Raw genomic sequence first — 21,937 nt, forward strand, 5'->3', positions numbered from 1 at the left:
CGTATTGTCGCGTGAATGAGTGGAAATAGGTAATGGTACAGAAGCAGGCCGCAAACAGCATACGATCGCAGAGCGACAGCTTCGCGGATGATGATCCGTTGGCGGAGCTTGCCCGCATTGTCGGTTTCGACCAGCCGTTGAAGCGGGAGCCGGTTATGTCGCTTCCGCAGGTGCCGGTGTCGGCGGAGTCCGATTTCAATCTCGAAGATGAACTGCTCCGCGAGTTCTCGGTCTATGGGGCGCCTGCGTCGCATCAGGTCGAGGATGACCGGTTCTACGAGGCGCCGGAGCCTGTTGCGCCACGTTTCGAGCCTGCGCCGCAGTCCTATGAGGCGCCACGCGCCGAGCCGGATTTCGCCAATGACGGCGCGTTCGAGAGTGTCTCGCTTGATGTCGAGCCGGAGGTGTCCTTCGGTGTGGCCGGTGATGCCTCCCGTGACGAGCCATCGTTTGCCCTGGATCTGGCTGACGAGCTTGAGATGGCGGTGGCCGAGGTCGAGGCGCCGCCCGCGCCGCAGCGTGTCGAGAAAGTGCCGCGCCTGCGTCTTCCATTGGCCAATTTTGCGCCGGCGCCACGCGTGGAGCCGGTCTTGCAGCCCGCCGCGGCTCCGCAGGCTGTCTCGGTTCCGGTTTCCTCCGTTGTTGCCCCGGATGTCGTCGAGCCTGCATCCGTGCGCCAGGCGACCGTTCAGGTTTCCTTTGATAAACCGGCTTTCGATTGGTCTGCCGTGGCGGTCGAGCCTGCGGTGGAGGCCGAAGACGTTGTCGTGCCTGAGCTCGGCGATTTTTCCTTCGATTTCTCCGAGCAGTCTGATGATGCCGTGCCGGTTTCCGGTGCTGCGGGCCGTAGCCTTGGTCAGGGCGAGCCGGATTTCGGCTTCAGTTTTTCCGATGACATGATTCGCGGCCCGGTCGACAAGATTGAACCGGTCGCGCCTCCGGTAGTGGCGCCGGCTGCTGCCGCGCCGGCAGAAATTGCGCCGGTTGCAGCGTCTCAGGCATTGCAGCGTCCGCCGCTGGGCGCTGACGAGGAGTTCGATCCCTTCGCTGATCATGACTTCGACCTGCAGTTGGACGAGCTCGACCTGGATCTGTCGGAAATCGAGCCGGTTGCCGAGGGGCCTGTCGCAGCGGCCCAGGTCGCACCGATCGCATCCGCCCAGGCTTTCGTGTCGGCGGTGAATGTCACGTCGGCCAGGGTCGAGCCATCGGCGCCTGCGGTCACAGTGAGTGCGCCAGTTGTGCGCAGCGTGCCGCAGCCTGATGTGAGTTTCGCGCCGGCTGTACCGTCGCAACCGCAATACCAGCCGCAGCCGGCCATGTCCGATGCCGTCCGGCCCGAGCCTGTTCGATTTGAACCTGTGCGATTTGAACCGGTCCGGTCTGAGCCTGTCCCGGCCAAGCCGTTGCCTGCTGAACCGGCTGCCCGCGCAGTGCCGGAATACGAGGACAGCGTTGGCTTCGATCCAGCCGAGATAGCCGAGCAGGACGAGCAGATCGAAAGCTTCTCCGGCATGGACGTGCCGGAAGTGCCGATGGCTGAAGCGCGCCCACAGGCAGCACCTCAGGCCGACTACGATTTCGATATCGATTCCGAACTGGCCACGTTGTTCAACGAACCGGTGGCCAGCCCGCCGCCCGCGACCCCGCTGCCCAGTGCCGGTCGCGTCGCCGTGGAAACACCGGTCAAGCCAGCGGCTGCACAGCCGCCGCTGGATGAGTTCGAGGCCTTCGAACGTGCTCTCGAGGAAGACTTCCGCACCTCGCTGAATTCGACGCAGACCTTTGAACGTGAAACGCGCGGCCATATCACCATTGCCGGAGAGGCCCAGGGGTTCCGCCGGATCAAGCCCTATCTGATGGCGGGAACCGCCGCGGTAGTCCTGCTGCTCGGTGCCGGCGGCCTCTATGCATGGCTCGGCACCGGCTCCGTCGGCACATTGACGAGCGGCGAGCCGCAGGTGATTGCAGCCGACAAGGATCCGGTGAAGATCGTGCCGGAAAATCCGGGTGGCAAATCCGTGCCCAACCAGGATAAGGCTGTCTATGACCGCGTTGCCGGCAATGGGGTTGAAGATCCCAAGCAGACCAGCCTGATTTCGTCTGAAGAAGAGCCGATGGACGTGGTTCAGCGGACCCTTATTCCGGAAAACCTGCCGATGGAAAACGAGGGCCAGGATGGCGCGATTGCCACCCCGGTCGGCGAGACGGAAGATCCGCGTCTGCTGCCGGATGGCCAGCCTGCGGAAACCGCTGCTGCGGCCGAGGATCCCGGTACCATCACGCCGCGCAAGGTCCGCACGATGATCGTTCGTCCGGACGGCACGCTGGTTGCCCAGGACGTTCCGGAAGTGGCGACCCAGGCCCAGAGTGCCGCCGCACCGCAGGCCGGCCAGCAGCCGGCAACCCCGGTTCTGGCCGCACCAAGCCAGCCGTCCACCAACACGACGGATGTCGTCAAGCCGATCGAGACCAGCGTCGTTCCGCCGGTCGCAACGTCGACTGCCTCTGCGCCGGTTGAGACGGCGGCTGTCGCGCCTGTCGAGACGCCGGCAGCCGAAATGACCGGTACGCCCGATCCCAAGGCACCGATTCCGACAAGCCGCCCGGCCCAGCAGCCCGTCAATGTCGTCAGCACCGTGACGGATCAGGGCAATGTGCGCCCGGCACCTGCTCCCGCCGCAACCGAGACGCAGACCGCGCCGACGGAAACCGCAGCCGTTGCACCTGCCACGCCGACGCCACCGGCTGCAACGGCACCGGCGGCTCCGGCAGCGTCCGGAAGCTATGCCATCCAGATCGCTTCGCTGCCGTCTGAAGCCGATGCGCAGAAGAGCTACCGCAACCTGTCCGGCAAGTTTGCCAGCGTGCTCGGTGGTCAGCCGTTCGAGATCCGCAAGGCCGACATTCCTGGCAAGGGCACGTTCTACCGGGTTCGCGTCGGCGCAGGCAGCAAGGCCGAAGCCGTGGCGCTGTGCGAAAAATATCGCGCGGCCGGCGGCAGTTGCCTGGTCTCGAAATGATCATGACAGCTTCGATTGGATAATTCAGGGGGCGGGACCGAAGGTTCCGCCTCTTTTTCTGTGTATGAGGCCCGTCCTCGCACGATCCCCCGCTTCGGCTTTCCTCCCTCCAGAACTATGATTCAGCCATGAACCAGACACGCACCCCATCAAAATCCATGATCCTCGGATGCCTCGGCCAACGCCTGACGGCGGATGAAAAGGCATTCTATCGCGACGAGCAACCCTGGGGCTTCATCCTGTTCGGCCGCAATATTGGCGAGGCGGGACAGATCCGGGACCTTGTCGCGGAAATGCGCGAGACGGTTGGCGGGCGCAACGCGCCGGTTCTGATCGACCAGGAAGGCGGCCGTGTGCAGCGCATTCGCGATCCGATCGCGCCACGCTACCCGTCCGGCGCCATGATCGGCGAATTGTACCGTGTCGATGCGGAAAAGGGCCTTCGCGCCGCCTGGCTGCTGTCGCGTCTTCACGCTTTCGACCTTTACCGTCTCGGCATCAATGTCGATTGCCTGCCGGTTCTTGATGTACCGGTCGAGGGTGCCAGCAACGTGATCGGCGACCGCGCCTATGCGACTGATCCGCAGATCGTTGCCGCCATCGGGCAAGCGGCGGCCGATGGCCTGAAGGCCGGTGGCGTTCTGCCGGTGATGAAACATATTCCGGGCCATGGCCGCGGCATGGCCGACAGCCATCATGATCTACCGGTGGTCACGGTCCCGCGTGCCGACCTGGAAGCGCATGATTTCCTGCCATTCAAGGCGTTGCGCAACGAGTTGATGGCCATGAGCTGCCATGTGGTATATTCCGATATCGATCCGGAGCATCCGGCATCGACGTCGCGGATCGTCACCGACGAGATCATTCGCGGGTCTATCGGGTTTGAAGGGCTGCTGATGTCGGACGATATTTCGATGAACGCCCTGAAGGGTACGATCGGCGAGCGGGCTGAACGCATTGCTGGCGTGCTCGACGTCATCCTGCATTGCCATGGCCATATGGACGAAATGCAGGCGGTTGCCGCTGCAGCGTCCGAGCTGTCGGGTGCCGCGCGGGCAAGAGCCGATGCCGTCGAGGCGGCCTTCACACTGCCGGATGACAGCGACGAGCAGGCCTTGCGCGACGAGTTCGCATCGCTTTTGGCGGTTGCTTGATGGTGCGCGGCCCGGTCCTCCCGACGATCGTCAATCGTCCGTCGAACGCCGAGACCCCGGCGCCGATGCCGATGGACAGTCTATGGCAGGACAATGCCGAGGACCGTGCTGTTACCGATCCTGCCCTTCTGATCGATGTTGCGGGCTTCGAAGGACCGCTCGACCTGCTGCTGTTTCTGGCGCGTAATCAGAAGGTCGACCTGTCGCGGATTTCCGTGCTGGCGCTGGCCGAGCAATATCTGCAGTTTGTCGAAAGCGCCCGACGTATCCGCCTTGAACTGGCGGCCGACTACCTCGTTATGGCGGCCTGGCTCGCCTATCTGAAGTCACGGCTGCTGATCCCGCAGCAGGCCAAGGACGACGGACCCTCGGGCGAAGAAATGGCCGCGACTCTGGCCTTCCGGCTGAAGCGGCTGGAGGCGATGCGTGATGCAGCCACGCGCCTGATCAACCGCAATCGGCTGGGACGTGACGTGTTCGCCCGCGGCGCGCCGGAACATGTGCCGCGCCGGACGGAGAGTGCCTATGAGGCCACGCTGTATGACCTTCTGACAGCCTACGCATCCCTGCGCCAGCGTCAGGCCGTTACGCAGGTGACGATCGAGCGCCGCAAGGTGTGGTCGCTCGTCGATGCGCGCGGCATGCTGACACGCATGATCGGCGAGATCGACGACTGGACGGCCCTGGAACACTATCTGCTGCGCTATCTGCCAAGCGAGGAAGAGCGCGTGACGGCTATAGCCAGTTCGTTTGCCGCCTCGCTGGAGCTGGTGCGCGAAGGACGGCTGGAGATCCGCCAGGAAGGCGCATTTCAGCCGATCTTCATGCGCAGTGGACCCAAGGCCCAAGCCCTGAAATCGGTGGAATGAGGCGTGCATGAGCGGCAGTGACCAGAGCGATTTCATCGATGACCAGGATTCGGAGAGTAGCAGGCAGACCGCCGATCCGCAGCGGGCTTTCGACGAGCGCGAGGCGCTGCGTATCGCCGAAGCGCTGGTGTTTGCCTCCGCCGAACCGGTATCGACCCATTTCATCGCCGAGCGACTGCCGCGCGATATCGACGCAGGCAAGATCCTCCATCGCCTGAAGGACGACTATGCCAGCCGCGGCGTCAATCTGGTTCAGGTGGACGACTATTGGGCGTTCCGCACGGCAGCCGACCTGTCCTTTGCCATTCGCAACGAAGAGACAGAGGTCAAGAAGCTGTCGCGCGCGGCCTTGGAAGTGCTGTCGATCATCGCCTATCATCAGCCGGTGACGCGGGCGGAAATCGAGGATATCCGCGGCGTCCAGACCTCCAGGGGGACGCTGGACGTTCTGATGGAGGCGGGCTGGGTGCGGTTTCGCGGCCGTCGCCGATCGCCGGGTCGGCCGGTGACGCTCGGCACCACGCGTGATTTTCTCGATCATTTCGGTCTGGAGGAGCTGCGAGACCTGCCGGGGCTCGAGGAACTCAAGGGTGCCGGTCTCCTGTCCGGGCGCATCCCGTCGAATTTCAATATTCCGCTTCCGTTCGGTGGTGATGACCTCACCGAAGAGGAGGATCCGATCACACAGCTTGATCTCGAGGAACTCGGCCTCTTGACTCCGGGCGGTGAAGCAGAGGAATAGGGTCAGCTTTTGAATGGTAACCGGCAGGTCCCCCGGATGCCCGGTGGGAACTCAGTCCTGGCGGCGCACCCTGCGGGCCGCAGGCCGCGCGGACGACGGAATGACCCCAGCGAGAAGCCAGCATGGAGACGGACAGCGCACGGCCGGTGTAACCTTTGCCGCGCGCCTGACCTTTGAGGACATCCACCACCGCTATCACGGCAAGGACACGATCCGCGGCGTCACGCTGACGGCGGAGCCGGGCGAGGTCCTGTGTCTGCTCGGACCATCCGGATCGGGCAAGACGACGCTGCTGCGCATCGCCGCCGGCATCGAGGCGCAGACCAGCGGCCGGCTGTTGATCAATGACAGCGAAGTGGCTGGTCCGTCGGGCTTCCTGCCGCCGGAAAAGCGTGGCATCGGTTTGATGTTTCAGGATTTCGCCCTGTTTCCCCATATGAGCGTTCTGGACAATGTCCGCTTTGGCCTGACGGCCATGCCGTCGAAGGATGCCGTGTCCGAGGCGATGCTGGCACTCGAGCGGGTAGGGCTGTCGCACTATGCCGACAAATATCCGCATGCGCTGTCGGGCGGCGAGCAGCAGCGTGTGGCGCTGGCCCGCGCTCTGGCGCCGCGTCCGAGCGTTCTGTTGATGGACGAGCCTTTTTCCGGTCTCGACTCGCGTCTGAAGGACACAATTCGGGCCGATACATTGGATATCCTGCGCGAGAGCAGGGCGACCGCCGTGGTGGTGACCCATGACGCCGAGGAAGCCATGCGCATGGCGGACCGGATCGCGCTATTGCGCGACGGTCAACTGGTCCAGGTCGGATCCTCCGACGATCTCTATCGGCGACCGCGTGATCTGTTTGCCGCAGCCTTCTTTTCGGAAATCAATGAATTTACCGGAACGGTTGCGGGCGGCAGGGTGGAGACGCCGCTGGGTGCTGCTTCTGCCGCCGGGTTCGTGGAGGGCAGCGACGTGTCGATCGCCGTCAGGTTGTCCGGTCTTTCGGTACGTGAAAGCGGCGGCTCGATCCCGGCCCGTATCCTTGCCCGTCGCTTCCTCGGCGTGGTTGAACTTCTCGACCTCGCCATACCGGGCACGGAGCGTCCGGTAAGGGCACGCATCCGCGCCGATCTGTTATCCCCAGCTATCAGGGATGTGAGTATCGCAGTCGATCCCCGAGACATTTTGGTGTTTGAAAAATCGATAGAAACCCCCTACATCGGGGAAACGCAAATCTAAGGAGTGGCAGGTAATGGGTTCTTTCAGCTTGTGGCACTGGATCATCGTCCTGGCGATTGTCCTTCTGCTGTTCGGTCGTGGCAAGATTCCGGAACTCATGGGCGACGTTGCGAAGGGCATCAAGAGCTTCAAGAAGGGCATCAGCGACGAGGACGAGCAGGATACGGCATCCTCGACTTCGACCACGCCCGGTGCGACCACCGCGAAGACTGTCGACCACAAGGCCGACGAGACCAAGTAACACCCCTTATCCCGTATCCGGTTCCGGCGGCCCATGCCGCCGGGACCTCATGTCGCATGGATGCGGGATTGAATGGCGCTATATCGTCGCGTCGCCGGACTATGGCATCAGGAGCCGTTGAATGCTGGATATTGGCTGGACCGAGCTGCTCGTCATCGCGGTAGTCCTGATCGTGGTGGTCGGTCCGAAGGACCTGCCGCCGATGATCCGCGCATTCGGCAAGATGACGAAGCGTCTTCGCCAGACGGCGGGCGAATTCCGCTCCCAGTTCGACGAAGCCCTGCGAGAGGCGGAACTCGACGATCTGAAGAAATCGGTCGATGATCTCCGCTCGCTCAATCCGACCAATTCCTTGCGCGACGCGATCAATCCGCTGCGCCAGATGGGCCAGGACATCAAGTCCGACCTGCAGAAGGCGAGCCGGGTGGATACGCCTTCTGTCTCCGAGAAGCCGGCAGCCGTAAGCCACCCTGCAGCCGCCAGCGACGTGGCCAGCGCGCCGGTCGTCGAACATTCGATCCTGCCGGACCTGATCGCGCCGACCGCGCCGCCTGCCGATCTTGCCGCGTCGACGCCACCGGCCGCCGCAGCGCCTGCCACCTCATCCCCGGCGGGCATTGATCAGCCGGTCAAGAAGACGGCGAGCCGCAAGACCGCATCAACGACGACGGCACCTGCAACTTCCGCAACGGCAGTCAAGTCTCCCAAGGCAAAGCCGGCGGCGAAGACCGCGGGCAAGGTGGCTGAACCCAAGGTCGCCGCCCCGAAGAGTGGCGGTTCGGAGTTGGCCGGACCGAAGACGGCGGAACCCGTCGCTGCCGTTACGCAAGCCGGAACGGTTGCAGCGCCTGCCGCCCCGCGCAAGCCCCGCAAGACCAAGAGTGAGGACCGTGCATGAGCGGCGAAATCGAAGACAAGCCGCAGCCGTTGATCGAACACCTGATCGAGTTGCGCTCAAGGCTCATCTGGGCGATCGGTGCGTTCTTCCTGGCCTTCATCGTCTGTTTCTTCTTCGCAAAGCAGCTCTTCAACCTGCTGGTCATTCCCTATAAATGGGCTGTTCTCTGGGCGGGCCTCGATCTTTCCAAGGCAGAGCTGATCTACACGGCGCCGCAGGAATTCTTCTTCACCCAGGTCAAGGTCGCGGCCTTTGGCGCCATGGTCATCGCTTTCCCGGTGATCGCATCGCAGGTCTACAAGTTTGTCGCCCCCGGCCTCTACAAGAACGAACGCCAGGCGTTCCTGCCGTTCCTCGTTGCCTCTCCCTTGCTGTTTCTTCTGGGAGCCTCGCTGGTCTATTTCTTCTTCACCCCGATGGTGATGTGGTTCTTCCTCGCCATGCAGCAGGCACCGGGCGAGGGCGAAGTGGCCATTTCGCTGATGCCGAAGGTTTCCGAATATCTCAGCCTGATCATGACGCTGGTCTTTTCCTTCGGCCTGGTTTTCCAGTTACCGGTGGTAACCACGCTCCTGGCGCGGGTCGGCATCATCGAAAGCCAGTGGCTTGCGGAGAAGCGCAAGTATTTCATCGTGATTGCCTTCGTGGTCGCTGCGGTTCTGACGCCGCCGGACCCGCTTTCCCAGATCGGTCTTGCGCTGCCAACGATCCTTCTCTACGAGATTTCCATCTATGCGGCGCGAATCGTCGAGCGCAATCGGGCCAAGACCACCGCTGTCGAGGCTGCCTTGAACGAGACGGAATAGGCGGGTCTCCGCCATTCCCGCCGCCGGTTTAACCCATGCCGACATGGGGCCGGACCAGGCCGCCGGCCAGATCCGATCCCGGTCCAAATCAAGACCTGGAACGACAATGCTCGATATCAAGTGGATCCGTGACAATCCCGAGGCTCTCGATGCTGCGCTGGCCAAGCGCGGCGCCGAGCCGCTGTCCGCCAGCCTGATCGCCCTGGATGAAAAGCGCCGCTCCGTCGTGCAGTCGCTGCAGGACATGCAGTCGCGCCGCAACGCCGCCTCCAAGGAGATCGGGGCCGCGATGGGCCAGAAGGACATGGCGCTGGCCGACAGGCTGAAGGCCGAGGTGGCGCATCTGAAGGATACGATGCCGGCAGCCGAAGAGGATGAGCGCCGGTTGAACGCCGAGCTTTCGGACGCCCTGTCGCGCATTCCCAACATTCCGCACGATGACGTGCCAGTCGGCAAGGACGAAAACGACAACGTCGTTACCCGCATGACCGGCCAGAAGCCGGGTTGGAACCATCCGGCGAAGGAGCACTACGAGATCGGCGAAGCGCTCGGCTTTATGGATTTTGAACGTGCCACCAAGCTGTCGGGCTCGCGCTTCACCGTGCTGACCGGGCCTTTGGCCAGGCTGGAACGGGCTCTCGGCCAGTTCATGATCGACCTGCACACCAGCGAACATGGCTATACGGAGGTGTCGTCGCCGCTGATGGTGCGCGCCGAAACGCTCTACGGTACCGGCAATCTGCCGAAATTCGAGGAAGACCTGTTCAAGACCACCGATGGTCGCTACCTGATTCCGACAGCCGAAGTGACGCTGACCAATCTCGTCGCCGGGGAAATTCTCGATCAGGAAAAGCTGCCGCTGCGTTTCACGGCACTCACGCCGTCCTTCCGCTCGGAAGCAGGCTCGGCCGGTCGCGACACGCGCGGCATGCTGCGCCAGCACCAGTTCTGGAAATGCGAACTCGTCTCGATCACCGATGCGGAGAGTTCGATTGCCGAGCACGAGCGCATGACGGCCTGCGCCGAAGAGGTGTTGAAGCGCCTCGGTCTGCATTTCCGCACGCTGACGCTGTGCACCGGCGACATGGGCTTTGGTTCGCGCAAGACCTATGACCTCGAAGTCTGGCTGCCGGGGCAGAACACCTATCGCGAAATCTCGTCCTGCTCGGTCTGCGGTGATTTCCAGGCGCGGCGCATGAATGCACGCTATCGCGGCAAGGACGGCAAGGGTACCACCTTCGTGCACACGCTGAACGGCTCGGGCACGGCAGTCGGTCGCTGCCTGATCGCGGTCATGGAGAACTATCTCAACGAGGATGGCTCGATCACTATTCCCGACGTGCTGCTGCCCTACATGGGCGGTCTGACGAAAATCGAAAAGGCCAACTGAGCCGGCCAGTTGAGCCGAAAGAGGGAACGGGCGATGCGTATTCTGCTGACCAACGACGATGGGATCCATGCCGAGGGTCTGGCCGTTCTCGAGCGGATCGCCCGCACGCTCTCCGACGACGTCTGGATCGTAGCGCCCGAGACGGATCAGAGTGGCCTTGCCCATTCGCTGACCCTGTCGGAGCCGCTGCGCTTGCGCGAAGTTGGCGAAAAGCGCTTTGCCCTGCGCGGCACGCCGACCGACTGCGTGATCATGGCGATCCGCAAGGTACTCGATCGCAAGCCGGATCTCGTGTTGTCGGGTGTCAATGCCGGCGGTAATATCGCCGATGACGTGACCTATTCGGGTACGGTGGCCGGCGCGATCGAGGGTACGGTGCATGGCGTACGATCTTTCGCGCTCTCCCAGGTTTATGACTACGTCGCCCGCACGCCAGTTCCGTGGGATGTGGCCGAAACCCATGCGCCTGATCTGATCCGCAAGCTGTCCACCGTCGATCTGCCGCCTGGGACCTTTCTCAACCTGAACTTCCCGTGCGCCTTGCCGCAGGAGGTTGCCGGTGTCGAGGTGACGGGGCAGGGCAAGCTTGATTTCGGCCTCAGCGTCGAAGAGCGAAACGACAATCGCGGCGTTCCCTATTTCTGGCTGCAGTTCGGCGATCGCAAGGGTGATTTCCGCGCCGGCACGGATCTGCAGGCGATGCGGGAAAAAAAGATTTCCGTGACGCCGCTCAAACTCGATATGACCGACTACGCGGTTCAGGACCGCGTGGCGGCAGCCCTCGGCTTCGGGAGCGGCGTGTGAAGTCAGCTCTGCTCGAGAAGGAAGGTTTTGCCGCGCTGGTTCTGCGTTTGCGGGCCGAAGGCTTGAGCAATATCGACCTGCTGACCGCCGTCGAGCAGACGCCACGCTCGCAATTCGTCGCTCCGGAATATACCGAGAATGCCTATTCCAGCCGATCGATCCCGATCGAATGTGGGCAGTTCATGGAAGGGGCGGATCTGGCCGTGCGCCTGCTGTCGCTGCTGCAGGTCAAGCCGGGCCAGCGGGTGCTGGAAATCGGAACCGGCAGCGGATTTGTCACCGCCGTGCTGGCGCGTCTGGCCGAACGCGTCATTTCGATCGAACGCTACCGCACCCTGGTCGGCAATGCGCAGCGCCGGCTCGACAGCCTCGGTTTGCGCAATGTCATCCTGCGTCAGGTGGACGGCAGCAACGGTCTGCCCGGCGAGGGCACGTTCGACCGCATCTTCGCAACCTCCGCCTATCCTTCCATGCCGCGTTTTTTTGCCGAACAGCTGGTCTCGGGCGGCATGTTGCTGGTGCCGATCATGGTCGATGCAGAGCGCTGCATCATGGTTCGGCTGACCAAGACCGGCAGTCGTTTCGAGCGGGAAGACCTCTTCGAAGTGCCTTTCCTGCCGATGCAGCCGAAAATCGCCCTGCATATCTGACGCAAGCCGGAAGTCTGCTGCCTGGCCGCATCGCTTGTCTGGCAGAGGGTTTCGGATGGCGGCACGGTGTTGCCGGCCTGCCGATGGTCAAGTGATTACATGCGTAATGTCGAAATAGTTCACAACGATTCCGAGCGGTTAACCGGCCGGTAACACTAACGCGCTTTAATAAACCCCATAGTTCGTTGCGTCATATGTGGGTCGAGTCATGCGTAAAAGTGTATCGCCGAAAGCCGGATTGCCCTTCGCCCGTCTCTGCGGTGCCATTCTTCTGGCCAGTACCGCGGCCGGGTGCAGTTCCGATGCGACCCGTTTCAGCTCGCTGTTTTCCACGGACAATATCACCACGGCATCGATCCCGCGTCAGCAGGCCGGAATGAACGGTCAGGCTCCCATGCCGGCCGAGAATATTGGCAGCGGCTCTGTCGCCTCGCAGCCCAATTACAACTACAATACCCAGCAGCAGGCGATGGCGCAGCCCATGCCCGCCGCCAGCACCTATCAGCCCGCCTCGGCACGCGCCGCCAGCACGCCGGTCGCCGTCCAGCGCACCGAACTTGCGGCACCGATCGGCGCCGCATCGTCTGGCGGAACCGATCGCAACACCGCCCGTGCCGAAGCTCTGGCCCAGCCCTTCCCGAGCGCACCGGCGCAGAACGGCAATGAGACCGTGGCGCTGGCTGCTCCCGCAAGGAACCTGGCTGAACCGGCGACGACCGGCACCACGCCAAGGACCGCTGGCTGGAGCGCGACCAACGGTGCGCGTGTGACCTTGAAGCCGGGTGAAACCATCGCCACGCTTTCGGATCGCTACGGCGTGCCGCAGAAGGAAATCCTCCGGGTCAACGGCCTGTCGAAGTCCAGCGATGTCGCAAGCGGCCAGATGGTCATCATTCCGACCTTCGGCGGCGGTGCGAATGCAGCCCGCGCGGCCTCGGATTCGTCGGCTGTTCCGCTCGACGGCAAGAAGCCGATCCTGCCCGACCAGCAGCAGAACGTGGCGGTTCTGCCGACCTCGCTCAATTCGCGCGAAAAGCAGCAGACGGCGTCCGCCAGCGCCAATGGCAAGGCACTCTCCGGCGCGGGCGAGGGCGATGCACCCGGCAGCTATGTGGTGAAGCCGGGCGATTCACTGGCCCGTATTGCCAAGGCGACAGGCACGCCGGTTGAACAGTTGAAAAAGGCGAACGGCCTGACCACCGCCAATATTCGTATCGGCCAGACACTGAGGATTCCGGCAAACGGCGCTGGCGTCGCCAAGGCGGCTCCGGCAAGCGACCTGGTCAAGACGGCATCCGTGCCTGCGGCATCAACCGCCGGCAACCAGCCTGCCGGTTACAAGGCGCCGACCGCGACCAAGTCGGTCAGCGAAGTCGCCTCCGTCGATACCGAATCGGCAGCACCGGAAGCAACCGGCATCGGCAAGTATCGCTGGCCGGCACGCGGTGCGGTGATTGCCGGTTTCGGCGCCAATGTCGATGGCAAGCGCAGCGACGGCATCTCGATCTCGGTTCCCACGGGTACCCCGGTCAAGGCGGCTGAAAATGGCGTGGTCATCTATGCCGGCAACGGGCTGAAGGAACTCGGCAACACTGTCCTCGTCCGTCACGACGACGGTACCGTCACCGTCTACGGTCATGCCGATGCTCTGGACGTTCAGCGCGGCCAGAAGGTGCAGCGCGGTCAGACGATCGCCACGTCCGGCATGAGCGGCAACGTCAAGCGGCCGATGCTGCATTTCGAAGTGCGCAAGAACGCATCGCCGGTCAATCCAATGACTTTCCTGGAATAGGTTTTGCGTACCAGGTAGTGAGAAAGGCCCGGGGGAACCCGGGCCTTTTTCGTTCAGGCTTGTGGACGGTCGACTGAAATGCGCATCCGTCCGGCGAGATCCTGGATATATTGCCAGGCAACGCGGCCGGATCGGCCGCCGCGCGTTGTCGCCCATTCCAGCGCCTCGTGATGCAGTTGCGTCTTGTCGAGCGGCAGTTTGAAATGATCGGCATAGCCATCAATCATCGTCAGATAATCGTCCTGGCTGCATTTGTGGAAGCCGAGCCAAAGGCCGAAGCGATCAGACAGAGAGACTTTTTCCTCGACGGCTTCGGAAGGATTGATCGCCGTCGACTGCTCGTTTTCCATCATATGGCGCGGCAAGAGATGGCGACGGTTCGAGGTTGCGTAAAACAACACATTGTCCGGCCGTCCCTCGATGCCGCCGTCGAGGGCCGCCTTCAGCGACTTGTAGGCGGTATCGTCATGGTCGAACGACAGGTCGTCGCAGAAAACGATGATCCGGTGCTCGGCGATCTTGAGAATATCCAGAAGGCCCGGCAGGCTGGAAATATCCTCGCGATGGACCTCGACCAGCTTCAGCGAAACGCCGGTCGTCTTGCGGATATCGGCATGCACGGCCTTGACCAGCGATGACTTGCCCATGCCGCGGGCTCCCCAGAGCAGGACATTGTTGGCCGGAAATCCTTCGGCAAAGCGCAACGTGTTGTCCTGCAGGATGTCGCGCACATGATCGACGCCGCGGATCAACTGCAGTTCGACGCGGTTGGGCCGCACGACAGGCTGAAGATGATGACGCGCCGCGTTCCAGACAAAACAGTCGGCGGCGCTCCAATCGTTGACCACCGGGGGTGGTCCGGCCAGCCGCTCGATGGCGTCGGCCAGCCGTTTGACTTCACCCAGCAGAGCCAGCGTCGTGTCATCACTCATGGCAACCTCCTTGCGATCTGCATTCATCGGGCCTCGAAGGCCCCTTGTCCGCCGGGTATCATGGCGAATTTTCCACTGAAAGGGTAAGAGCCGGGAAAATGGTACGCAGGCACGCTGTTTTTGTTGCATTCGCAGGCTTGGTCACTATATTCCGGCGACCTGAACGCGGGGGCCGTGAAGCCTGCCGCTTGTCTTCATAGGAGTTTTTCATGTTTATCACGCAGGCCTTTGCCCAGGGAACGACCGCAGCTCCGAGCGCGATGGGTTCCGGGTTCGAAATGCTGCTGCTGTTCGCACCGTTGATGGTGGTCTGGTATTTCTTCCTGATTCGCCCGCAGCGCGCCCAGTTGAAGAAGCGCCAGGAATCGCTGTCCGCAATTCGTCGCGGCGACCAGGTTGTTCTCGGCGGCGGCCTCGTCGGTAAGGTCACCAAGGTGGTCGACGACAACGAACTCGAAGTTGAAATCGCCGACGGCGTCAAGGTTCGTGCCATGCGCACCTATATTGCCGAAGTCCGCGTCAAGGGCGAGCCCGTCAAGACGGACGCTGCCTCCTAATCATCGCCAGGCCGGCCTCGCGCCGGCCTTTGCGTTTTGTTCGACGCCTCATTTCTGAGAGTGCCATGTTATACGTTTCTCGCTGGAAGACAGTGTTTATCTGGTTGACCGTCCTGGTCAGCGTCCTGTTGGCTTTGCCCAACGCCTTCAGCGATGAAGAATTGTCGGCTTTCCCATCCTGGTTCCCGACCAACAAGGTAACGCTTGGCCTCGATCTTCAGGGCGGATCGCACATCATGCTCAAGCTTGAGCGTGCGGATATCGTCAAGGAGCGGCTGGAAACCGTTGTTGGCGATATCCGCGCGCAATTGCGCGATGCAAGCATTCGCTACACCGGCCTGTCCGGCGTCGGCCAGCAGGTCCAGGTCCGCATCACCGATGCTGACAAGGTCGAGGCAGCCGTCGAGGCGCTGCGCACATTGACCGATCCGGTGAGCGCCGGCGGCCTGACGGGCGGATCGATTGCGGAAGTCACGCTTGAACAACAGGAAGGCGGCCTTCTGCGGTTGAACCTCACGGATGCCGGCATCGACTACCGTGTGTCGTCGGCGTTGACCCAGTCGATGGAGGTGGTTCGCCGCCGCGTCGATGAACTTGGCACGACCGAACCCCTTATCCAGCGCCAGGGCGCCGATCGAATCATCGTCCAGGTTCCGGGTCTGACCGATCCACAGCGCCTGAAATCACTGCTCAACCAGACGGCCAAGCTGTCCTTCCACATGGTCGACACCTCGATGCCGGTGACCGAGGCGATGAACAATCGTCCGCCTCCGTCGTCTGAAATCCTCTATTCGACCGACGATCCGGCCGTTCCCTACCTGATCGAGAAGCGTGCGCTGGTCTCCGGCGAAAATCTCGTCGATTCCCAGGCGTCCTTCGACCAGCGCAGCAACGAACCCGTTGTCAGCTTCCGGTTCGACAGCCGCGGCGCCCAGCGTTTTGCTCAGGCAACGCAGCAGAACGTCGGTCGGCCCTTCGCCATCGTGCTTGACCAGCAGGTGATTTCGGCTCCGGTCATTCGCGAGCCGATCCTCGGCGGATCCGGCCAGATCTCAGGCAATTTTACCGTTGAAGGCGCAAACGATCTCGCCGTGCTGCTGCGCGCCGGCGCGCTTCCGGCGACCCTCACGGTGGTCGAAGAGCGTACCGTCGGTCCGGGCCTTGGCGCGGATTCGATCAACGCCGGTGTCGTCGCCAGTGGCATCGGTGCACTCTTCGTCGTGTTCTTTATGATCGCCTTTTACGGTTCCTGGGGCGTCATGGCGAACATCGCGCTTGCCGCCAACGTTGCCATGATCCTGGCGGTGTTGAGCCTGATCGGTTCGACGCTGACCCTGCCAGGTATTGCTGGTATCGTGCTCACCATGGGCATGGCGGTCGATTCCAACGTTCTGGTCTATGAACGTATCCGCGAAGAGGCGAAGGCCGGCCGGCCCTTGCACCAGGCGATCGACACCGGTTTCACCAAGGCCTTTGCCACCATCGTCGATGCCAACCTGACGACGTTGATTGCGGCCGTCGTTCTGTTCTTCCTCGGATCCGGTCCGGTGCGCGGCTTTGCCGTGACGCTTGCGGTCGGTATCGTGACCACCGTCTTTACCGCCTTCACCATGACCCAGTGGCTGATGGCCATGTGGTTCCGCTGGAAGCGTCCGAAGCATATCCCGAAGGGCGTACGCACCGGTATCTTCGACGCCCAGAACATTCGCTTCATGGCTGTTCGCAACTACACGTTTGCGTTGGCCGGGACGCTGGCCTTCATATCGCTCGCTGGCTTTGCAACGCTTGGCATGAACCTTGGCATCGACTTCAAGGGCGGCTCGATCATCGAGGCGCAGGCCCGCAACGGCAATGCCGATATCTCCGATATCCGCGAGCGACTGAGCCAGCTCAATCTGGGCGAAATCCAGGCGCAGGGCTTCGGCGGCGATGCGAGCGTGCTGATCCGCCTGCAGGCGCAGGAAGGTGGCGAAAACGCGGAGCAGTCCGCCATAGCCAAGGTGCGCGGCGAACTCGAGGAACAGTATGAATTCCGCCGTGTGGAAGTTGTCGGTCCATCTGTTTCGAGTGACTTGACCTTCACTGCGACGCTCGGCGTGGCCGTGTCGCTGCTCTTCATCCTGATCTACATCTGGTTCCGCTTCGAATGGCAGTTTGCCGTCGGCGCGATCATCGCGACCATGCATGACGTGATCCTGACGATCGGCCTGTTTGTCTTCCTCGGACTGGAATTCAACCTGACCAGTATCGCCGCGATCCTGACGATCATCGGCTACTCGCTCAATGACACGGTCGTCGTTTATGACCGAATGCGCGAGAACCTGCGGCGCTACAAGAAGATGCCGCTCAATGTGTTGATCGATATCTCGATCAATCAGACGCTGTCGCGTACCGTTTTGACCGGTTCGACAACGCTGCTTGCCCTGCTTGCGCTTTACATGTTCGGCGGCGAGGTCATCTCGTCCTTCACCCTGGCCATGCTGTTCGGCGTATTGATCGGCACCTTCTCGTCGATCTACATCGCTGCACCGGTGTTGATCGCATTCCGGCTTCGCCCCGAAAGCTTCCAGCAGGACGACGACAAGGGCGACAAGGCTACGAAGACAGCCGCCAAGGCAGGAGCCTGATCGAATGGCGTTCGGCTTCGGAGACAAGGGCATCGTCATCCGCGAGGCTCATTTCCCCGGCCGGGCGCCGATTGATGCCTATGGCAATGGCGGGTTTCGATTTGCCGACATGTCGCATCGCGGCTCGCTTCTGTTGCTGCCGTCCGGCGTCTATGGCTGGGATGTCAATGAAGGCGACGAACTGACGCTTGCCGTTTTCGAGCGCGTGTTGGCAGAGAGCGGCATCGAGTTTCTCTTGCTGGGCACCGGCAAGCAGATGCGCCTGGTGGATCCGGATGTCCGGGCCGCCCTCAAGCAGCGCGGCATTGCCACGGATCCGATGGGAACCGGAGCCGCGGTCCGCACATACAATATCATGCTGGCCGAGCAGCGTCCGGTTGCCGCCGCGCTGGTTGCGGTCTGAACCGAAATAGGTGCGCCTTGAGCGAGACGAAACCGGCCAACGAGGCGCTGTGCCTTGCAGCATTGCGCGACTACGATCGAGACCGTTATCTTGCCGCTATTCTGACGCCAGTCGACCGCCGTGCCGGCGTTGCGGCGCTTTATGCCTACAATGCCGAACTGGCGCGGGTCCGTGATCTCGTTCGCGAACCGCTTCCCGGCGAGGTGCGGCTGCAATACTGGCGCGATCTGCTGCAGGGTATTGCCCATGGTGCTTCGGATGCCAATCCGGTGGCAGCCGAACTGCTGCAGGCCATGCAGACCTACCACCTGCCGTTCGGGCCGCTGGCTGCCATGGCCGATGCCCGTATCTTCGACCTCTATGACGACCCGATGGAAACGGTCAGCATGTTCGAGGGCTATGCCGGTGAGACGGCTGCCGCCCTGATCCAGCTGGCAAGCCTGGTTCTCGATCCCGCTGCTGCGGCATCCTCCGCGGAAACCGCCGGCCATGCGGGTGTCGCCCAGGCGGTTGCCGGTTGCCTCTTGCTGCTGCCGATCCATCGGTCGCGCGGACAGATCTATCTGCCGCTGGAAATTTTGCGCGCCGTTGGCCTGGACGGTCCAGACCTGCTCAAGGGTTCTGACAGGGTGCGGCTGTCGGCGGCGATCGAAGCCTTTGCCGGTCTGGGTCTCGATCATCTGGAAAAGGCCCGGCGTTCCGGCCGCCCGGCTCGCTCCATTCTGCCGGCCTATCTGCCGATGACACTGGCGCAGAAGGTCTTGTTGTCCGCGCGCGGCAAGGGGGCTGCAATCCTCGACCACGACATCCGTCCGCCGCAATGGCGCCGACAGTTGCGCATGATGGCGACGCTGGTCTCCGGGCGGATCTGACCTGACCTTCCGGTGAACTGTCTCGTGGACGGATGCGGCCGGCCGGCGTCACGCTCACGCAAGGCTCGGCTGCTAGATCACTGATGATGATGCAATTGCCTCGGCGGGAGATTTAAGGTGAGCGTGGTAACTTGGGCGGTCCTGTTGGGAATAGTCGTTGCTCTCGCATTCTATTCCACCCGCATGGCAAGACATAAGGAAGAGGATGGATTGCAGGACACCGGTCTGGCGATCCTCGAATTTGGCCGCGCCTTCCCGCAGGAAGCCATTCGCAGCCTTCACGCAACGGCAGATGCCAAGGCCGTCTTTGTCCGCCTGCACGACAACAAGGCCGGTATCATGCGCACCTTGCGCAACCACTATGCCTGCCATCTGATCGAGCCGGGTACCGTGCGGGTCCGCAACCTGGCCAATGGCAAGGGCTTTGCGGTCGAGTTTCTCGATTCGCCATCCCACAATGGCGAGTTCACCTTCGCTTCGGCGGCCGACGCGGCAGAAGTGTCACTCTGGCTTCTTGGCAACTATGTCGGGCCGGCTGATCTCGATCCGGCTCCAAAGGGGCTGCCGACCACTTGATCGGCAGCAGCGCGATTCGGACTTTTGCGACTAAGCGAGGCCGAGCCATGCCTTGCAGTCGGCAAGCGCGCGTTGGGCCACAAGCTGCCGCTTCATCACTGTCTTGTCCTTGCCACGGAAGCGCTTGACGCCTTCCGGCTTGACGATTGAGCCGGGTTCCAGCTCGGGAAACAGGCCGAAATTGATGTTCATCGGCTGAAATGACCGTTTGCCCGGCTCATCATGCGAGACGAGATGACCGCCGGTGATGTGGTTAAGCAGGGAACCGAGCGCAGTGGTTGCTGGCGGCAGGCTGATCTCTTCGCCCTTGCGTTCCGCCGCAGCGAAACGTCCGGCCAGCAGGCCGATCGATGCACTCTCGACATAGCCTTCGCAGCCGGTGATCTGACCGGCAAAGCGCAGGCCCGTGCGACCCTTCAGCTGCAGCGTCGGGTCGAGCAATGTCGGGGAGTGGATATAGGTATTGCGATGCAGGCCGCCGAGGCGTGCAAATTCCGCATTTTCCAGACCCGGAATCATCCGGAAGATTTCAGCCTGGGCGCCGTATTTCAATTTCGTCTGGAAGCCGACCATGTTGTAGAGCGTGCCGAGCGCGTTGTCCTGGCGCAACTGCACGACGGCATAGGCCTTGACGGTCGGATTATGCGCGTTTGTCAGGCCCATCGGCTTCATCGGACCGTGCCTAAGGGTTTCACGACCGCGCTCGGCCATGACCTCGATCGGCAGGCAACCGTCGAAATAGGGTGTGCCTTCCCATTCCTTGAAGCCGACCGCGTCGCCGGCGATCAGCGCGTCGAGAAAGGCGTTGTACTGGGCTTCGTCCATCGGGCAGTTGATATAGTCCTTGCCCGTGCCGCCTGGTCCCACCTTGTCGTAGCGTGACTGGTACCAGCAGATGTCCATGTTGATGCTGTCGCGATGCACGATCGGTGCAATGGCGTCAAAGAAGGCAAGTGCATCCTCGCCGGTCTTGGCGCGGATGGCCTCGGCGAGATCGGGAGAGGTGAGCGGACCGGTGGCGATGATGGCCTGGTCCCAGTCTTCCGGCGGCAGGCCGGCGACTTCCTCGCGCACCACGGTAATCAGCGGATGTTTGTCGATCTCTGCGGTCACCGCTTCGGCAAAACCGTCGCGGTCGACGGCGAGCGCGCCGCCTGCCGGCACCTGATGGCGATCGGCGCAGGCCATGATCAGCGATCCGGCAAGCCGCATCTCCGCATGGATGACGCCGACAGCATTGGCCGTCGCATCGTCGGAGCGGAACGAATTGGAGCAGACCAGTTCGGCCAGGCTGTCGGTCTTGTGGGCATCGGTGCCGCGCACGCCGCGCATTTCGTGCAGAATGACCGGAACGCCGGCCTGTGCAACCTGCCAAGCGGCTTCCGACCCGGCAAGGCCGCCGCCGATGATGTGAATGGGGGAAAGGGTGATGTGTGTCATGAGCGGCTCCATATCATGGCGCGGCTCGGCAGGTCCATGCTTTGCGCTACATCCGGGACGCAAAACGCGCACGAATCAGGATGGGTCAAATGCGGTATGCAGAGCAGAGGCCAGCACAGGGCCTGGAATCAAAAACGGCACCCAAGGTGCCGTCTGACAGTCGTCGCCTGATGCCGTCGCCGCAAGGGCGGGCTTCCGATTAACGGAAGGAGCGCGAAGCGATGTTGCGGATTTCGTAGCGGGTGATGCCGATGTCGCTGAGGGTCTGGTTCGACAGGTTGCCGAGTTCAGCGAGAGTGCGGCGATAGCTCATCCAGTTTTTTGCAATGCGAAGCGGGTTCATGGTCGTTTTCCTTGTGGGATCTTGGTTGCTGATCTGGCGGTTCGTTTCCGCCTCAGCGATTGAGCTTCTTATACGCCCGTAGAATAAGATTGTGCAGTGCAAATTCTAGGCGACTGCTATGCGTTTGTGCATGATGATGACGATATTAGCAGCAGAGCGCAGAAATTAGGCATCTGCGTTCCGGCCATCTTGCCGCATGATTTCATTGTGAAAATTGCGCGAGGCAGAAACGCAAAAGGCCTCCCGCAAGCGGGAGGCCTTGAGATCGATCAAATTGTCCGACGCCTGGGCGCCGAGACGGAATTAGCTGTTGACTGCGTGGCGGGCGACGCGACGGATGTCTTCGCGGCCAATGCCGAGGTCACGCAGTTCGCGGTCCGACATGCGGCCGAGTTCGGTGATGGTCTGACGATACTTGCGCCAGTTGTTGAGCGAGCGAGCGATGTTCATGGCCTTGCCTCATGGGTTGGGCGCAACTGTCGGCGCCGTGTTCAAATTCGATGACTGGAATATATGCTGCATTGCGAAACGATTGAAGACATAAAGCCTCACACCACCCATGCGTAAATCGCATAACAACACGGTTAATC

21 protein-coding genes are annotated in these 21,937 nt (G+C 62.1%); 17 read left to right on the top strand and 4 right to left on the bottom strand.

All coding sequences use genetic code 11. The annotated features are described in order from the left end of the window. Nucleotides 1–32: 32 nt before the first annotated feature. The 12 genes from IM739_RS11290 to IM739_RS11345 all read left to right on the top strand — a co-directional run bounded on the left by IM739_RS11290 (nucleotide 33) and on the right by IM739_RS11345 (nucleotide 13,597). Nucleotides 33–3,023 (top strand): SPOR domain-containing protein, encoded by a 2,991-nt coding sequence (locus IM739_RS11290; protein ID WP_237367862.1) that lies wholly within the window; start codon nucleotides 33–35, stop codon nucleotides 3,021–3,023. Nucleotides 3,024–3,151: 128 nt separating this feature from the next. Beyond that, nucleotides 3,152–4,177 (top strand): beta-N-acetylhexosaminidase, encoded by a 1,026-nt coding sequence (gene nagZ / locus IM739_RS11295; protein ID WP_237367863.1) that lies wholly within the window; start codon nucleotides 3,152–3,154, stop codon nucleotides 4,175–4,177. Then, a complete protein-coding gene (locus IM739_RS11300; RefSeq protein ID WP_442981040.1) occupies nucleotides 4,177–5,046 on the top strand; it encodes a segregation and condensation protein A in 870 nt (289 codons plus the stop codon). The genes nagZ and IM739_RS11300 overlap by 1 nt, the downstream gene beginning before the upstream one ends. A 7-nt stretch (nucleotides 5,047–5,053) precedes the next feature. Further along, on the top strand, nucleotides 5,054–5,788 hold the full coding sequence (gene scpB, locus IM739_RS11305; protein ID WP_237367864.1) for an SMC-Scp complex subunit ScpB: 735 nt from the start codon (nucleotides 5,054–5,056) through the stop codon (nucleotides 5,786–5,788). Between the two features lie 100 nt (nucleotides 5,789–5,888). After that, nucleotides 5,889–7,016, top strand: a complete 1,128-nt coding sequence (locus IM739_RS11310; RefSeq protein ID WP_237367865.1) for an ABC transporter ATP-binding protein — start codon at nucleotides 5,889–5,891, stop codon at nucleotides 7,014–7,016. 13 nt (nucleotides 7,017–7,029) lie between these two features. Beyond that, a complete protein-coding gene (locus IM739_RS11315) occupies nucleotides 7,030–7,257 on the top strand; it encodes a twin-arginine translocase TatA/TatE family subunit (protein WP_007608253.1) in 228 nt (75 codons plus the stop codon). Between the two features lie 121 nt (nucleotides 7,258–7,378). Further along, nucleotides 7,379–8,155 (top strand): Sec-independent protein translocase protein TatB, encoded by a 777-nt coding sequence (gene tatB / locus IM739_RS11320; RefSeq protein WP_237367866.1) that lies wholly within the window; start codon nucleotides 7,379–7,381, stop codon nucleotides 8,153–8,155. After that, nucleotides 8,152–8,961: a twin-arginine translocase subunit TatC gene (gene tatC / locus IM739_RS11325; protein ID WP_237367867.1), complete on the top strand. Its 810-nt coding sequence runs from the start codon at nucleotides 8,152–8,154 to the stop codon at nucleotides 8,959–8,961. Before tatB ends, tatC begins: the two co-directional genes overlap by 4 nt. 106 nt (nucleotides 8,962–9,067) lie before the next feature. Then, the gene (serS, locus tag IM739_RS11330; protein WP_237367868.1) at nucleotides 9,068–10,351 is read left to right on the top strand and encodes a serine--tRNA ligase; all 1,284 of its coding nucleotides are present in this window, start codon (nucleotides 9,068–9,070) and stop codon (nucleotides 10,349–10,351) included. A gap of 33 nt (nucleotides 10,352–10,384) precedes the next feature. Further along, nucleotides 10,385–11,155 carry a 5'/3'-nucleotidase SurE gene (gene surE / locus IM739_RS11335; protein ID WP_237367869.1) on the top strand — a complete coding sequence of 257 codons (771 nt, stop codon included), beginning with the start codon at nucleotides 10,385–10,387 and terminating at the stop codon, nucleotides 11,153–11,155. Next, complete coding sequence (locus tag IM739_RS11340; protein WP_237367870.1) at nucleotides 11,152–11,805, top strand: protein-L-isoaspartate(D-aspartate) O-methyltransferase; 654 nt, start codon at nucleotides 11,152–11,154, stop codon at nucleotides 11,803–11,805. The genes surE and IM739_RS11340 overlap by 4 nt, the downstream gene beginning before the upstream one ends. Nucleotides 11,806–12,013: 208 nt before the next feature. Beyond that, on the top strand, nucleotides 12,014–13,597 hold the full coding sequence (locus IM739_RS11345; protein WP_237367871.1) for a peptidoglycan DD-metalloendopeptidase family protein: 1,584 nt from the start codon (nucleotides 12,014–12,016) through the stop codon (nucleotides 13,595–13,597). A 53-nt stretch (nucleotides 13,598–13,650) separates the two neighbouring features. On the opposite strand, the gene IM739_RS11350 is transcribed toward IM739_RS11345, so the two are convergent. Beyond that, a complete protein-coding gene (locus IM739_RS11350) occupies nucleotides 13,651–14,529 on the bottom strand; it encodes an ATP-binding protein (RefSeq protein ID WP_237367872.1) in 879 nt (292 codons plus the stop codon). A gap of 209 nt (nucleotides 14,530–14,738) precedes the next feature. Between IM739_RS11350 and yajC the strand changes: the two genes are divergently transcribed. The 5 genes from yajC to IM739_RS11375 all read left to right on the top strand — a co-directional run bounded on the left by yajC (nucleotide 14,739) and on the right by IM739_RS11375 (nucleotide 19,564). Continuing rightward, a complete protein-coding gene (yajC, locus tag IM739_RS11355) occupies nucleotides 14,739–15,086 on the top strand; it encodes a preprotein translocase subunit YajC (protein ID WP_007608272.1) in 348 nt (115 codons plus the stop codon). A 65-nt stretch (nucleotides 15,087–15,151) separates the two neighbouring features. Beyond that, nucleotides 15,152–17,713, top strand: a complete 2,562-nt coding sequence (gene secDF, locus IM739_RS11360; RefSeq protein ID WP_237367873.1) for a protein translocase subunit SecDF — start codon at nucleotides 15,152–15,154, stop codon at nucleotides 17,711–17,713. 4 nt (nucleotides 17,714–17,717) lie between these two features. Further along, the gene (locus IM739_RS11365; RefSeq protein ID WP_237367874.1) at nucleotides 17,718–18,116 is read left to right on the top strand and encodes an Mth938-like domain-containing protein; all 399 of its coding nucleotides are present in this window, start codon (nucleotides 17,718–17,720) and stop codon (nucleotides 18,114–18,116) included. Nucleotides 18,117–18,133: 17 nt separating this feature from the next. Next, entirely contained in the window at nucleotides 18,134–18,988 is an 855-nt protein-coding gene (locus IM739_RS11370) for a phytoene/squalene synthase family protein (protein WP_237367875.1), read from the top strand. 117 nt (nucleotides 18,989–19,105) lie between these two features. Further along, on the top strand, nucleotides 19,106–19,564 hold the full coding sequence (locus IM739_RS11375; RefSeq protein ID WP_237367876.1) for a hypothetical protein: 459 nt from the start codon (nucleotides 19,106–19,108) through the stop codon (nucleotides 19,562–19,564). Between the two features lie 30 nt (nucleotides 19,565–19,594). Here the strand turns inward: IM739_RS11375 and trmFO are convergent, their stop codons facing one another. The 3 genes from trmFO to IM739_RS11390 all read right to left on the bottom strand — a co-directional run bounded on the left by trmFO (nucleotide 19,595) and on the right by IM739_RS11390 (nucleotide 21,797). Further along, nucleotides 19,595–21,004 carry a methylenetetrahydrofolate--tRNA-(uracil(54)-C(5))-methyltransferase (FADH(2)-oxidizing) TrmFO gene (trmFO, locus tag IM739_RS11380; protein ID WP_237367877.1) on the bottom strand — a complete coding sequence of 470 codons (1,410 nt, stop codon included), beginning with the start codon at nucleotides 21,002–21,004 and terminating at the stop codon, nucleotides 19,595–19,597. A 199-nt stretch (nucleotides 21,005–21,203) separates the two neighbouring features. Beyond that, the gene (locus IM739_RS24130; protein ID WP_007606944.1) at nucleotides 21,204–21,347 is read right to left on the bottom strand and encodes a DUF1127 domain-containing protein; all 144 of its coding nucleotides are present in this window, start codon (nucleotides 21,345–21,347) and stop codon (nucleotides 21,204–21,206) included. A gap of 303 nt (nucleotides 21,348–21,650) precedes the next feature. After that, nucleotides 21,651–21,797 carry a DUF1127 domain-containing protein gene (locus IM739_RS11390; protein ID WP_007606945.1) on the bottom strand — a complete coding sequence of 49 codons (147 nt, stop codon included), beginning with the start codon at nucleotides 21,795–21,797 and terminating at the stop codon, nucleotides 21,651–21,653. Nucleotides 21,798–21,937 lie beyond the last annotated feature (140 nt).

Origin of the sequence: Rhizobium sp. SL42 (genome assembly GCF_021729845.1) — a bacterium.
GTDB lineage: Bacteria > Pseudomonadota > Alphaproteobacteria > Rhizobiales > Rhizobiaceae > Allorhizobium.

Coding starts and splice junctions, on each gene's coding strand:
- IM739_RS11290 (WP_237367862.1), top strand. CDS start 33: ATGGTACAGAAGCAGGCCGCAAACAGCATACGATCGCAGAGCGACAGC.
- nagZ (WP_237367863.1), top strand. CDS start 3,152: ATGAACCAGACACGCACCCCATCAAAATCCATGATCCTCGGATGCCTC.
- IM739_RS11300 (WP_442981040.1), top strand. CDS start 4,177: ATGGTGCGCGGCCCGGTCCTCCCGACGATCGTCAATCGTCCGTCGAAC.
- scpB (WP_237367864.1), top strand. CDS start 5,054: ATGAGCGGCAGTGACCAGAGCGATTTCATCGATGACCAGGATTCGGAG.
- IM739_RS11310 (WP_237367865.1), top strand. CDS start 5,889: ATGACCCCAGCGAGAAGCCAGCATGGAGACGGACAGCGCACGGCCGGT.
- IM739_RS11315 (WP_007608253.1), top strand. CDS start 7,030: ATGGGTTCTTTCAGCTTGTGGCACTGGATCATCGTCCTGGCGATTGTC.
- tatB (WP_237367866.1), top strand. CDS start 7,379: ATGCTGGATATTGGCTGGACCGAGCTGCTCGTCATCGCGGTAGTCCTG.
- tatC (WP_237367867.1), top strand. CDS start 8,152: ATGAGCGGCGAAATCGAAGACAAGCCGCAGCCGTTGATCGAACACCTG.
- serS (WP_237367868.1), top strand. CDS start 9,068: ATGCTCGATATCAAGTGGATCCGTGACAATCCCGAGGCTCTCGATGCT.
- surE (WP_237367869.1), top strand. CDS start 10,385: ATGCGTATTCTGCTGACCAACGACGATGGGATCCATGCCGAGGGTCTG.
- IM739_RS11345 (WP_237367871.1), top strand. CDS start 12,014: ATGCGTAAAAGTGTATCGCCGAAAGCCGGATTGCCCTTCGCCCGTCTC.
- IM739_RS11350 (WP_237367872.1), bottom strand. CDS start 14,529: ATGAGTGATGACACGACGCTGGCTCTGCTGGGTGAAGTCAAACGGCTG.
- yajC (WP_007608272.1), top strand. CDS start 14,739: ATGTTTATCACGCAGGCCTTTGCCCAGGGAACGACCGCAGCTCCGAGC.
- secDF (WP_237367873.1), top strand. CDS start 15,152: ATGTTATACGTTTCTCGCTGGAAGACAGTGTTTATCTGGTTGACCGTC.
- IM739_RS11365 (WP_237367874.1), top strand. CDS start 17,718: ATGGCGTTCGGCTTCGGAGACAAGGGCATCGTCATCCGCGAGGCTCAT.
- trmFO (WP_237367877.1), bottom strand. CDS start 21,004: ATGACACACATCACCCTTTCCCCCATTCACATCATCGGCGGCGGCCTT.
- IM739_RS24130 (WP_007606944.1), bottom strand. CDS start 21,347: ATGAACCCGCTTCGCATTGCAAAAAACTGGATGAGCTATCGCCGCACT.
- IM739_RS11390 (WP_007606945.1), bottom strand. CDS start 21,797: ATGAACATCGCTCGCTCGCTCAACAACTGGCGCAAGTATCGTCAGACC.